Annotated in this window: 9 protein-coding genes; 8 read left to right on the top strand and 1 reads right to left on the bottom strand. The window is 39.8% G+C overall.

What is annotated here, in order from left to right; genetic code table 11:
- Positions 1-175 precede the first annotated feature (175 nt).
- The 3 genes from RDV63_RS09795 (at position 176) to RDV63_RS09785 (ending at position 6,050) form a co-directional block, all read left to right on the top strand.
- Positions 176-1,294 carry a beta-ketoacyl-ACP synthase III gene (locus RDV63_RS09795; protein ID WP_313909316.1) on the top strand — a complete coding sequence of 373 codons (1,119 nt, stop codon included), beginning with the start codon at positions 176-178 and terminating at the stop codon, positions 1,292-1,294.
- 370 nt (positions 1,295-1,664) lie between these two features.
- On the top strand, positions 1,665-2,882 hold the full coding sequence (locus RDV63_RS09790) for an efflux RND transporter periplasmic adaptor subunit (RefSeq protein WP_313909315.1): 1,218 nt from the start codon (positions 1,665-1,667) through the stop codon (positions 2,880-2,882).
- A 3-nt stretch (positions 2,883-2,885) separates the two neighbouring features.
- Positions 2,886-6,050 carry an efflux RND transporter permease subunit gene (locus tag RDV63_RS09785; protein ID WP_313909314.1) on the top strand — a complete coding sequence of 1,055 codons (3,165 nt, stop codon included), beginning with the start codon at positions 2,886-2,888 and terminating at the stop codon, positions 6,048-6,050.
- Positions 6,051-6,163: 113 nt separating this feature from the next.
- Here the strand turns inward: RDV63_RS09785 and asnB are convergent, their stop codons facing one another.
- Positions 6,164-7,828: an asparagine synthase B gene (asnB, locus tag RDV63_RS09780; RefSeq protein ID WP_313909313.1), complete on the bottom strand. Its 1,665-nt coding sequence runs from the start codon at positions 7,826-7,828 to the stop codon at positions 6,164-6,166.
- Positions 7,829-7,992: 164 nt separating this feature from the next.
- Here asnB and RDV63_RS09775 point away from each other — a divergent pair, with 164 nt between their 5' ends.
- The 5 genes from RDV63_RS09775 to RDV63_RS09755 all read left to right on the top strand — a co-directional run bounded on the left by RDV63_RS09775 (position 7,993) and on the right by RDV63_RS09755 (position 12,456).
- Positions 7,993-8,808 (top strand): DUF3025 domain-containing protein, encoded by an 816-nt coding sequence (locus RDV63_RS09775; RefSeq protein ID WP_313909312.1) that lies wholly within the window; start codon positions 7,993-7,995, stop codon positions 8,806-8,808.
- A 130-nt stretch (positions 8,809-8,938) separates the two neighbouring features.
- Positions 8,939-9,805, top strand: coding sequence for an ATP-binding cassette domain-containing protein (locus RDV63_RS09770; protein ID WP_409934830.1), 867 nt, complete (start codon positions 8,939-8,941; stop codon positions 9,803-9,805).
- A 1-nt stretch (position 9,806) separates the two neighbouring features.
- The gene (locus RDV63_RS09765; protein WP_313909310.1) at positions 9,807-11,009 is read left to right on the top strand and encodes an ABC transporter permease; all 1,203 of its coding nucleotides are present in this window, start codon (positions 9,807-9,809) and stop codon (positions 11,007-11,009) included.
- A gap of 176 nt (positions 11,010-11,185) precedes the next feature.
- Positions 11,186-11,398 carry a bacterioferritin-associated ferredoxin gene (locus tag RDV63_RS09760; protein ID WP_313909309.1) on the top strand — a complete coding sequence of 71 codons (213 nt, stop codon included), beginning with the start codon at positions 11,186-11,188 and terminating at the stop codon, positions 11,396-11,398.
- Between the two features lie 146 nt (positions 11,399-11,544).
- Positions 11,545-12,456 (top strand): aspartoacylase, encoded by a 912-nt coding sequence (locus RDV63_RS09755; protein ID WP_313909308.1) that lies wholly within the window; start codon positions 11,545-11,547, stop codon positions 12,454-12,456.
- Positions 12,457-12,475 lie beyond the last annotated feature (19 nt).

Genomic DNA, 12,475 nt, shown 5'->3' with positions numbered 1-12,475 from the left:
AATGAACACTGTATACTACAAGGGCTAAATATCAGCTGAATAGCTAAGAAGTTAATGATAAAGCCATCAAGTAGCGTAAATAAATACGTTATACTGCAATTATATTTTGTTGTTTTAAGATGTTATAAAAATGTCTTACTAGATTGACACTAAACTTTGTGTAAGGTTTCTAATAATGAAAAATGTCGTCATCAGTGGTTCAGGTTTATTTACACCAAACAGTATTATAACTAATGAAGAATTGGTCGCGAGCTTTAATCAGTATGTTGATGAGTTTAATACCCAACATGCTGCGGAAATCGCTGCTGGCACTATAGAGGCGCTAGGCCACTCTAGTTGCGACTTTATTGAAAAAGCTTCAGGTATAAAGTCTAGGCATGTTTTGTATAAAGAAGGGATTTTAGATCCTAAGGTGATGCAGCCTACTTTTGAGCGGCCAACAGAAGAACAAGCGCCAGAAATGGTGGAGATGGCCTTAGTAGCAGCTAAAGAAGCGATGCAGCAGGCTAATAAGTCTGCAGCAGATATTGACTTGATTATTTGTGCAGCGTCGAATATGCAGCGTGCATATCCTGCATTATCTATAGAGTTACAACAGTTATTAGGTGCTACAGGCTATGCTTTTGATATGAATGTAGCTTGTTCGTCAGCTACTTTCGCCATTAGTAATGCCGTAAATGCCATTCGTGGTGGTACTGCTAAAGTGGTGTTAGTCGTTAATCCTGAATTTGCCTCCCCACAAGTAAATTACCGTAGCCGTGACAGTCATTTTATTTTTGGTGATGTCTGTACCGCTACTATTATAGAAGCAGAAGAAAGCTGTAGCAGTGACAACGCTTTTCGTATTAAAGGTATGCGCTTAAAAACAGAGTTTTCAAACAATATCCGCTGTGAAGTAGGTTACACTGAGCATTGCTTTACTAAGCCAGACCCTTTAGCGCCTTTTTTTAAACAACAAGGCCGTAAAGTATTTAAAGAGTTATTACCTTTAGTTGCCGGCATTATTCAAGACGAAATGGCTGCACAACATCTTAGTGCCCATGATCTAAAACGATTATGGTTACATCAAGCCAATATTAATATGAATATATTTGCTGTGAAAAAAATTCTAGGTCGTGAACCTGAACCAGAAGAAGCACCTTTAGTATTAGATACTTATGCTAATACTGCTTCTGCAGGATCAATCATAGCCTTTCATAAATTTAAACAAGGCATGCACTCGGGAGAACACGGCGTTTTATGCTCTTTTGGTGCCGGTTACTCGGTAGGTTGCTTAATTTTACAAAAATGCTAAATCGTTAATCTTGTCATTAATCTTCCCTCTAAAGCTGTAGTAGCTAATTAACTTAGCTACTACTTATTTAAATCTAGATAGGCTGCTCATATTTAGTATTTAATTGCTTTAACTGTAACTAAATATTTTTAAGATACCGGTTCTATGCTTGGCTGCGACAGCTTATCAATGGTAGTTAGGTTGCGCTGAGGGGCCACTGTGCTGTTTTACACTTAACTTTCATTATCTTAGGTTTATTTGGTAGAAATAGGCGGCGGTTTAATACTCATAAGCTAAGCTTTAGCTTTGATACAAAACGTAACATTCCCAAAGTTACATCTATAACAAGAGGCTTTATTATTTAATTTATAAAAAGTTTTGGGAATAAGTTATGGCTTCTAAATTAAAAATGATAATAGTGCCGATAGTGATAGTGGTGGTAGCGCTAGTGGCAGCGAATGTCTTATCTGGTATGAAAGAGCCTGCAGAAAAAAAACAAGAGCAACGTTTAGGCATCTTAGTCAATGGTAAAGCCATAGTCGCGGAAGACTTAGTTTATAAAGTGCAGTCACAAGGTACGGTAAAACCTAAATTTGCAACTAACTTAAGCTCTGAAGTTAATGGCCGTATTGTTGAAGTGGCAGAGCAATTTATTGAAGGCGGCTTTTTTAATAAAGGTGATTTATTAGTTAGGGTTGAGCAAGCCGATTATCACACTAATGTTAAGGCTGCCCAAGCAAGCTTGGCAAATGCGCAAGCGGCTTTAGAAGAAGAAAAAGCACGAGGTCGGGTTGCTGAAAAAGAATGGCGTTCATTTACTGAGGGCAATGCACCTGAGTTAGGTTTACGCCGGCCGCAACTCGCTAGCGCCTTAGCAACAGTGCAGTCTGCAGAAGCCGAATTAGAACGCGCTAAACGCGATCTGGCTAGAACAGAAATAAGAGCACCCTATGCCGGTTTAGTGAAAAGCCGTAGCGTAAACTTAGGTCAATTTATTAGCCGCGGTAGTGTGCTAGGTGTTATTTATGGCACAGATATCGCTGAAGTTAGGTTACCAATAACCGATAATGATTTAGCTTTTATTCAACTGCCTACTTTGGCTGACAGTGCTAAACAGCCTAAAGTTGAATTAACAGCAACAATAGCAGGCAAGCTGCATAAGTGGCAGGGTAAAATTGTTAGAACCGAAGGCGTGTTAGATGAGCGTAGTCGGGTTATTTATGCCGTTGCCCAAGTGGTTGATCCTTACCATCGTCAAGCAGATGCTCAAGCCGAAGTATTACGCTTTGGCCGTTTTGTGCAGGCGAGCATCTTAGGTGAAACAACATCAGACATTATAGTAATTCCAAGACATTTATTATTAGCAGGCCAACAAGTTTTAGTGGTAGACAACCAACAGCAGCTTCAATTTCGCCAAGTGCAGGTAGAGCGAACAGATGAGCGTTTTGCTTATATTCGCCAAGGCTTTGCCTCTGATGATTTATTAGCACTATCGGCAATCGCAAATCCATTAGCCGGTACGGTAGTTCGTTTAAGCAGTGATGCAAAACCCGCTGCGCTAACAGCAGACTCTGCTGATGAAGCCGCTAACCTGCCTGCTAAGGATTAAACTATGGATACTAACAAAGGACTTATTGCTTGGTTTGCTCGTAATAGCGTTGCTGCGAACCTATTAATGGCGATTATCTTAGTTGCAGGTACCGCCTCTTTATTTACCATTAAAAAACAAATCTTTCCTGAAATAGCCTTAGAGCAAGTCAATATAAGGATCCCTTATTTAGGGGCAGCCCCGCAAGAAGTAGAAAGCGGCGTTATTGAAAAAATTGAAGAAAGCTTACGCGGTGTTAACGGCATTAAACGTGTGCGCTCGACGGCGGTAGAAGGCCTTGCCACAGTTGTTGCTGAAATAGCTAATAACTATGACATCCAAGAAGTTATGGATGAAATAAAGACCCAAGTCTCGGCAATTTCATCTTTACCTGAGCAAACCGAAAAGCCAGTAGTATACCGGGTGCGCTTTCAAAGTGGCGTAATGTGGCTTTCTTTATATGGTGATGCGGATGAGCGTAGCTTAAAAGAATTAGCTAAAGATGTTCGTGATGAACTAAAAAAGCAACCGGGAATAAGTAAAGTTGAAGTGGTAGGCGCTAGAAATTATGAAATTGCTATTGAGCTATCTGAGGCTAAGCTAAAGCAATTTTCACTTACCTTTGAGCAAGTTGTAGCTGCAATACGCAATAGCTCGGTTGACTTACCAGGCGGTTCAATTAAATCAGAAAGCGGTAATATTTTATTACGCACTAAAGGCCAAGCTTATAACAGTCAAGATTTTGCCAATATTGTATTACTTACTTTTGCCGATGGTACTCGCTTATCGTTAAGTGATGTTGCGACCATTAATGATGGTTTTGTCGATAGAGAAGACTTATCTACTTTTGATGGTAAAAACTCGGTATCTATTCAGGTTTCTGCCGTAGGCGATGACAACACACTACAAATTGCCGAGACCATTAAAGCTTATGTTGCTAAGAAGAAAACAGAGCTGCCTTCTTCGGTATCAATTGATTATTGGGGCGATGCTAGCTACTACTTGCAAGGCCGTTTAGATTTAATGACCGGCAATATGTTGCTTGGTGCTTTTTTAGTGCTATTAGCATTAACCTTTTTCTTAGAATTTAGAGTTGCCTTTTGGGTAATGGTTGGCATTCCAGTGTGCTTTTTAGGTGCTATGGCCATGTTACCTATGTCGATGTTTGATGTTTCTATCAATATGATTAGTTTATTTGGCTTTATTCTGGTGCTGGGGATAGTTGTTGATGATGCCATTATTATAGGTGAAAGTGCCTATAGCGAAATAGAAAAACGGGGTAAGTCTGCTGAAGCGGTTATTGCTGGCGCTAAAAAAGTCGCTATGCCGGCAACCTTTGGGGTTCTAACAACCATCGCCGCTTTTATTCCTATGCTAATGGTAGGGGGCGCACAAGCTCCTATTTGGGGGGCAATTGCTTGGGTTGTTATTCTTTGTCTTATTTTCTCTTTAGTTGAATCTAAGCTTATTTTGCCTTCGCATATAATTAATATGGATATGACACCTTGGGATCCCAATCGTAAGGGGCTGTTTTATAGCTTAGGACGAGCGGGCAGTAACAGCTTAAAGTCGATGCGTACTGTTGTTGCCGCTAAGCTAAATTCCTTTGTGGCTAATAAATATCAGCCTTTTGTCGAGCGCTGTATCGAGTTTCGCTATGTCACCATGGCGGTGTTTCTGGCCATGTTAATTTTAATGTATGGCGTACTCGGCGGTGGTTTTGTGCGCTGGGTGTTTTTCCCTAATATTCCAAGCGACTTTATTAGTGCCAGTTTAGTTATGGAAGAAGGCGCCTCTAACCAAGCGACTGTTAATGCCATGGCTGAAGCGGAAGCCGCCTTAGTGCGTGTGAATCAGCAGCTAAGCACGGATACTGATGATCAAATTGTTAAGCATCGCCTAATATTTTTAAATAACGATACCTCGGGTGAATTAATTGTAGAGCTTGAAAAAAGTGAAGGCCGAGAGATTGATGGCTTTGAAATTGCGAAGGTATGGCGTGAAGAAATGCCAGAAATTCCAGGTTTAAAAAGCTTTAAAGTTAACGCCTCAAGTGGCGGCGGCGGAGGTGGAGCTGATATTTCTCTACAGTTACGCGGTACAAATTTAGATAATTTAAAATTAGCCACCGATGAGTTAAAAGCGCGCTTAGCCGAATATGCGGGTGTTTATGATATTGAAGATAACTTACTGGGCGGTAATGATGAGATTGTTTTAGCCTTAAAACCAGAGGCGCATTTACTAGGTATTTCGTTAGTCGATGTTGCTCGTCAAGTTCGTTATGGCTTCTATGGGGCTGAGGCGCAGCGCGTACAACGCGATGGTGAAGAAGTTAAAGTCATGGTGCGTTATCCTCGTGCTGAGCGTAGCTCTATTGGTAGCTTAGATAATATTCGTATTCGCACCCAAGATGGTGGGGAAGTGCCGTTTGATACTGTAGCAAGCTATACATTGCAACCTAGTTTTAGTGCTATTAATCGGGTTAATGGTGAACGTGCTGTGACTATTAGTGCTGCGGCAGATAAAGACAGCATTGAGCCGAGTAAGGTTATCTTTGCAATGCAAAAAACGGTGATCCCAGAAATTACGGCTAAATACCAAGGCGTTACAGGCGAGTTAGATGGCAGCAGCCAAGATGAAATAGATGCCATGCGTGATCTTACCCTTGCCGGTATTTTTGCGATGTTGTGTATTTATATTTTAATGGCCATACCGCTGCGCTCTTATAGTCAGCCATTAATTATTATGAGCGTTATTCCCTTTGGCTTAGTTGGCGCTGTTATTGGCCATATGGTATTAGGCTTAAGTATGAGTATTTTCTCAATATTTGGCTTAGTGGCTTTAGCGGGGGTTGTGGTGAATGACTCTTTAGTTATGGTTGACTTTGTTAACCGTGCTAGAGAAGAGGGGGTGTCAATTAGGCAAGCCGTTTCACAAGCGGGCTCACAGCGATTTAGGGCAATATTTTTAACGTCACTGACAACCTTTTTAGGTTTAACACCTATAGTGCTTGAGCGTAGCTTGCAAGCCAAAATGGTTGTGCCTATGGCAGTATCGTTAGCATTTGGGATCCTATTTGCCACTGTAATAACGTTGCTATTAATACCTGCACTTTATGTGATTTTAGAAGATATTAAGGGACTCTTTGCTGGCAAAAAAATGAAAGCGGAAATGAAGGCGATTAGTTAATAATACTAAAAGTGCTAGGGGTACTTAACTCGGCTTTTAGCTTAAATAAATCGCCGCTGTGCTGCGATAATAAAGGCCACTAATTAGTGGCCTTTACTTTTTTGACGATAAATTTAATAAGCTTGGCTATGCACGCCTTTTACTGCACGGCCTGAAGGATCATTCGTTGTTGCCATGCTTTCATCCCAAGCTAAGGCTTCAGGTGTCGAGCAAGCAACCGTTTTTCCGCCAGGTACGCAGGCAATAGCACCAGCATGTGGAAAGTGATCTTCAAAAATAACACGGTAATAATAGGCTTCTTTTGTTTCTGGTGTGTTTACTGGAAAACGAAAGCTAGCCGTGGCCATTTGTTGATCTGAAATCTCTTGTTCTGCATGGGCTTTTAAGCTGTCAATCCAGCTATAGCCAACGCCATCTGAGAACTGCTCTTTTTGGCGCCATAAAATATCATCAGGCAATAAACCCTCGAAGGCTTGACGTAAAATGTGCTTTTCCATTTTACCCTTACCACACATTTTAGCCTCTGGATTAAGCCGCATAGCAACATCTATAAAGGCTTTATCTAAAAAAGGCACTCGCGCTTCTACGCCCCAAGCAGACATCGATTTATTGGCACGGTTGCAGTCGAACATATGTAAGCGGTGTAGTTTACGTAAGGTTTCTTCATGAAATTCTTGAGCGTTCGGTGCTTTATGGAAGTATAAATAACCGCCAAATATTTCATCAGAGCCTTCACCCGATAACACCATTTTAATGCCCATAGCTTTAATTTTTCTGGCCATTAAATACATAGGCGTAGAAGCGCGGATAGTGGTGACATCATAGGTTTCTAAATAGTAGACAACATCACGCAGGGCATCTAAGCCTTCTTGAACTGTAAACTCAACCGTATGGTGTACAGTGCCAATGGCATCAGCCACCGTTTTTGCTGCAACTAAATCGGGTGAGCCAGCTAAGCCAACAGCAAAAGAATGCAAACGTGGCCACCAAGCTTCAGATTGGTCATTATCTTCAATTCGCCGTTTAGCATATTGCTGGGCAATAGCAGAAATAAGTGAAGAGTCTAAACCACCGGATAATAAAACACCGTAAGGCACATCTGACATTAAATGGCTTTTTACACTATTTTCAAGTGCAGTTCTCAGTTCTGTTAAGCTTGCTGGGTTATCCTTTACGGCATTATAGTCATGCCAGTCACGCTGATAATAGCGTTGTAATTTGCCAACTTTGCTATCAAAAAAATGGCCTGGCGGAAACTCTTTAATTTGTTTACATACCGGTACTAAAGCTTTTAATTCGGAAGCAACAAATAATTGGCCGTGTTCATCATAGCCATAGTACAGCGGAATAATACCAATATGATCACGAGCGATTAAATACCGATTTTGCTCAGCGTCATATAAAATAAAAGCAAACATGCCATGTAACTGATCAATAAAATCACTGCCATAAGCAAGATATAATGGCAAAATAACTTCACAATCCGATTTAGTTTTAAATGGATAAGGGCTTGCTAGCGCACTTTCTAGTTGCTTATGATTGTAGATCTCACCATTCACTGCCAGAATGTGATTTCGATTTGGATTAACTAGAGGTTGGGCGCCATTTTCAGTATCTACAATTGCCAAACGTTCATGAACTAAAATGGCATTGTCGTTATTCCACACACCAGACCAATCTGGACCACGGTGGCGTAATAACGCGGATAACTGTAGCGCTTGTTGGCGCAAGGCTTTAACATCAGTTTTGATGTCAAGCACCCCAAAAATAGAACACATAGTAACCTCTAATAATTAATTAATGAAACACATAATTGGCAGTGTGTACGTCTACACGTACTCATTGAATGTGCCACGCTATAGCAAAAAAGCAAGTGTTTTATATCACTAATTTTTCTCATAATGCGCTTATGCCGTTATGGCTTTATATGTATTAACTAAAAATGACATTGAATAAAAAAACGCGTTTTAATCCACCAGAAAACTGGCAAGCAGATTTATTGCACATTAACCCAATTTTTGCTGATTTAGGGCAGAGCTTCGGCCCTTTTTCAGCTGAAGACTGGCCAAGTTTAAGCTTGCTTAATCAAGCCTTTGCTAGCGAGTATCGCTTTGTAGCCAATGAAGCTTTAGAGCAAGATGGCCGTTATTACGAAGAGTTTATTTTTGCCACTAAAACCATACCGTGCCGTGCTAAAAATTGGCATGACTTTTTTGGTGCTTTAATTTGGTGCTTATTTCCAAAAACCAAAGCCTTACTTAATCAGCTGCATATTGCAGAAATTACTCAGCATGGCCTTAAACAGCGCAGCAAGCTTAGAAATAAACTGACTTTATTTGATGAATGCGGCGTTATTATTTGCACTGAGCCAAGAGCTCATCAGCATGCAGAGTTATTGCGTAGCCACCAATGGCAGCAGAGCTTTGTTAAGCAGCGCCAAGACTGGTGGCAAAGCATTAGGCCGGTTATTTTTGGTCATGCCATGTATGAAATGGCCACTAAACCTTTTATCGGCTTAACCGCTAAGGCTGTCTTTATTGAGGTACCAGAGGGGTTTAGTAACTGGAGTCTAGCCCAGACATATCAGTTTTTAGATCAAGCTTTGTGGCATAAAATTGCTAAGCAAAACCTGCTTTTAGATAAACAGCAATTAACACCCTTACCTTTATTAGGGGTGCCGGCTTGGTATGAAGCTAATAACCAAGGCGACTTTTACTTAAATACCCATTATTTTCGGCCCAAAAGATCTGCTAAGTGAATATAATTTCTTTATTTGTATAAGCTAAATGACTGCGAGTTTTGTATGCTAATTTAGCTGCTACTATTAACAGATCATAAATATAACCGATTATATTTTGTTACAGCTTTATTTTGGTTAGTTGTTGTTTATGTTGCTGTACTGTTTGATAATTCTGTTCAGGTTATCAAGGGAGCAGGACATGATAGAAATTAACAATCTAGCCAAAGCTTTTGCGCTAAGTAAGTCTACTAAATTATCTGATACAGAAAAACAAGATGTCCGTTACAGTAAAGAGGCTTTTCACTCGGTGCGCGAGGTTAGCTTTAGTTGTGGTAAAGGCGAGGTTTTAGGCTTACTTGGGCCTAATGGTGCCGGTAAAACGACGACGTTACGTATGTTGTCTACTGCATTAAAACCAGACAGCGGCTCGGTATTATTAAATGGTGTTGATGTATTAAAACATCCTGTAAAGGCGCGACAACAAATTGGCTTTTTATCAGCTGATACGGGCTTATATGGTAAATTGTCGGCTTTTGAAAATATTGCTTATTTTGGCCGTTTACATGGTATGAAAGAGCAAGCCTTAAAGCAGCGCATTGATGAGTTATTTACTTTACTAGATATGCACGATTTTGCTAATCGTCGTGCAGACAATATGTCTACCGGAATGAAGCAAAAAACCGCTATTGCCCGTGCGGTAGTGCATAACCCTAAAGTGGTTATTCTGGATGAGCCGACAACCGGCTTAGATATTATGACAGTGCAAACCGTACTGGATTTTATTAAAGGCTTAAAGCAGGTAGGTACGCCAGTTATCTTTTCAACTCACCATTTAGATGAAGTCGCGTCGTTATGTGATCGGGTTGTGGTTATTGATCAGGGGATCAGTGCATTTAGTGGCGATATTGCCGAATTTACAGCGTTATCTGCTAATAACGATCTACGAGAGTCATTTTTGTCGGTTTTACAGCCTAAACAAGCAACTGTAACGGCAACAGAGCAGGGAGTAGCCTAATATGTGGCAAGTGTATTTTAAAGAACTGACAGAGCTAATGCGTGATAAAAAAACACTGATTTTTGTTATTTTATTACCTGTATTTATTTTCCCCGTTATTTTTGGCGTTATGGGCTTAGTATTATCAAGCACGACTAATACTGCTATGAAAGCAGAGCATCGTTATGCCATTGTTAATCCTGAACAAGCAGCAGAATTTAGTGAGTCACTTTATTACCATAAAAACTTCAAGAAAGTTGAAACCGATTTAGTTGACGCAGAGGCTTTAGCCCAAGCTATTCGTGATGATAAATTTGATGTCGCTATTGTTATTCCTGCTGATTTTTCTAGTAAGCGTCAGCAGGTAGAGCAGGCAACATGGCAAATTATCTATAACCAGTCATCACAATTTGATTTTATGTATCAATATTTTGATCAGCTAGTAGCTGATTATAATGAAAAACTACAACGGGAAAGTTTAACTAAGTTAAAGGTTGATCCTAGTAAACTAGCCGCAATAATTAAGCCCGTGGCGATTGAAAAGCAAGACACGGCAGCAAAAAGAGAAAATATAGGTGAGAAGTTTGGTGCCCTTATTGCTTATATTCTTATTCCTTTATGCTTATTAGGTGCTTCTTATCCTGCTATAGATATGGGAGCGGGCGAAAAAGAGCGCGGTACGTTAGAAACCTTACTTATATGCCCTATAAGTCGGGTCAGTATTGTTTTAGGTAAGTTTTTTACTGTGTTAACTACTGGCTTAGTTGGTGCATTAATAACGGTCGCCAGCTTTGGCATCTGGGGTGCGGTAATAGGCTCTTTCGCTGGTATGGATATAGTGCAAGAAGCGATGTCGGCTATTGCTGTTACAGAGTTAATTTTAATATTCTCACTGTTATTACCTATCTCAGCGGTGTTTGCTGCTTTATTACTGGCGATATCTATTTATGCTCGTACTTTTAAAGAAGCTCAAAATTATATCAGTCCATTATCCATTATGATTTTTTTACCCTTAGTGGCCGCTATGATGCCAGGGGTAGAATTAACAACTAAAACAGCATTAGTGCCGATTATGAATGTAGCGTTAGCAATTAAAGAGCTGATTAAAGGGACTGCGGAGTACGGCTTATTAGCCTTAATCTTTGGCTCTACTATCTTGTTGGCAGGCATCGCAATTAGCTTTTGTGTGCACTGGTTCCAGCAAGAAAAAGTGCTATTTAGATAAAATGAGCTTACGTATTTAAACGTAACTTTACTGACACAAGAAAAAGGTAAATCTGTTATTAGGATTTACTTTTTTTATGTAACAAGTGGCTATTACTATAAAAATTTACTAATGCTATTGATAATAGTTCGCAATAGCATTAATATTAGGCTATCAAATAGCTTAGGAACTGTGGTATGTACGTTTGTTTATGTAAGGGTGTAACAGATAAGGCAATTAAACAAAAAGTTGCAGAAGGACTGTGCACTATGCGTGAGCTTAAATTATGTTTAGGTGTGGGTAGTCAATGCGGTAAATGTAGCTGCCAAGCGTCACAAATTTTACATAATGAGCTTGTTGCTAATCATAACCTAGCTGCAGCAGAAGATTTAGCTACCCCGGCTGCGTAAATCGTTAACCATTTCCCTGCGACCTGAATTGAACTTAGATTAATATTCTTCTTTTTTGAATAAAAATTCTATTTTAATTTTGGTTAATTCTCGTCATAATACTGCTATTGTTTAGGCTAAGCATAGATTAGCCCTTAGGAGTAGTTATGAGTTCTAAAACGCTTGATACCATTAAGCAAGTGGCTATTGTTGGTGGCGTGCATGGTAATGAATTTTCAGGTATTTATTTAATAAAACGCTATCAAGCCCAGCCAGACCTAATGACACGTGCCAGTTTTAACACTGAAACAGTTTGGGCTAATCCTGAAGCGCATTATGCTAACAAACGTTATTTACACAGTGATTTAAATCGCCAATTTAAAAGCCTTGATTTGGCGGATATGACCTTAGCTAATTATGAACAAAGCCGAGCTAAAGTATTAAATGCTCAGCTTGGGCCCAAAGGCAATGCTAGAACAGACTTGGTAATAGATTTACATAACACAACCAGTAATATGGGCGCTTGTTTAATTCTAACTCAAGCCGGTGAGTTTTATAATAAAATGGCCGCTTACGTTAAAATGCAGATGCCAGAGGCTATTATCTCCCGTGATGAAGATCATATTGCTGCACAAGATCATGCGCTAATGTGTACTTTAGGTCGTTATGGCGTTTTAGTTGAAGTGGGGCCGCAATCGCAATCGGTTTTACGCCAAGATATTTTAGACCTAATGCACCAAATGACTCAGCATATTCTAGATTTTGTACAGCTGTACAACACAAATACCTTGCCCAAATTACCCAAAAAAACAGAGGCATATCGCTATTTGCACAGTATTAAATTACCCATGAATGAGCAAGGCGAGCGCTTAGGTATGGTGCATAAAAATATTCAAGATAACGATTATCAGCCCATTAATCCAAGTGATCCACTTTTTACCTTATTTGATGGTACTGTGCTTTATTATGAAGGCGAGACTACGGTTTATCCAACCTTTATTAATGAAGCGGCTTATTATGATAATAACTTAGCTATGTCGTTAAATGAGAAGGTTATTATTACTTTAGCCGATGACTAAAAACGGCATATAAAGGTTA

The organism is Rheinheimera sp. MMS21-TC3 (assembly GCF_032229285.1).
In the GTDB taxonomy this organism is placed as follows: domain Bacteria; phylum Pseudomonadota; class Gammaproteobacteria; order Enterobacterales; family Alteromonadaceae; genus Alishewanella.
The sequence above is the reverse complement of the archived record's forward strand: the minus strand, read 5'-3'. Positions and strand labels throughout refer to the sequence as shown.

What these genes read in the sequence shown, in the direction of transcription:
- RDV63_RS09775 (WP_313909312.1), top strand. Translation starts at nt 7,993, where the DNA reads ATGACATTGAATAAAAAAACGCGTTTTAATCCACCAGAAAACTGGCAA.
- RDV63_RS09760 (WP_313909309.1), top strand. Translation starts at nt 11,186, where the DNA reads ATGTACGTTTGTTTATGTAAGGGTGTAACAGATAAGGCAATTAAACAA.
- RDV63_RS09790 (WP_313909315.1), top strand. Translation starts at nt 1,665, where the DNA reads ATGGCTTCTAAATTAAAAATGATAATAGTGCCGATAGTGATAGTGGTG.
- RDV63_RS09770 (WP_409934830.1), top strand. Translation starts at nt 8,939, where the DNA reads ATGTTGCTGTACTGTTTGATAATTCTGTTCAGGTTATCAAGGGAGCAG.
- RDV63_RS09795 (WP_313909316.1), top strand. Translation starts at nt 176, where the DNA reads ATGAAAAATGTCGTCATCAGTGGTTCAGGTTTATTTACACCAAACAGT.
- RDV63_RS09765 (WP_313909310.1), top strand. Translation starts at nt 9,807, where the DNA reads ATGTGGCAAGTGTATTTTAAAGAACTGACAGAGCTAATGCGTGATAAA.
- asnB (WP_313909313.1), bottom strand. Translation starts at nt 7,828, where the DNA reads ATGTGTTCTATTTTTGGGGTGCTTGACATCAAAACTGATGTTAAAGCC.
- RDV63_RS09785 (WP_313909314.1), top strand. Translation starts at nt 2,886, where the DNA reads ATGGATACTAACAAAGGACTTATTGCTTGGTTTGCTCGTAATAGCGTT.
- RDV63_RS09755 (WP_313909308.1), top strand. Translation starts at nt 11,545, where the DNA reads ATGAGTTCTAAAACGCTTGATACCATTAAGCAAGTGGCTATTGTTGGT.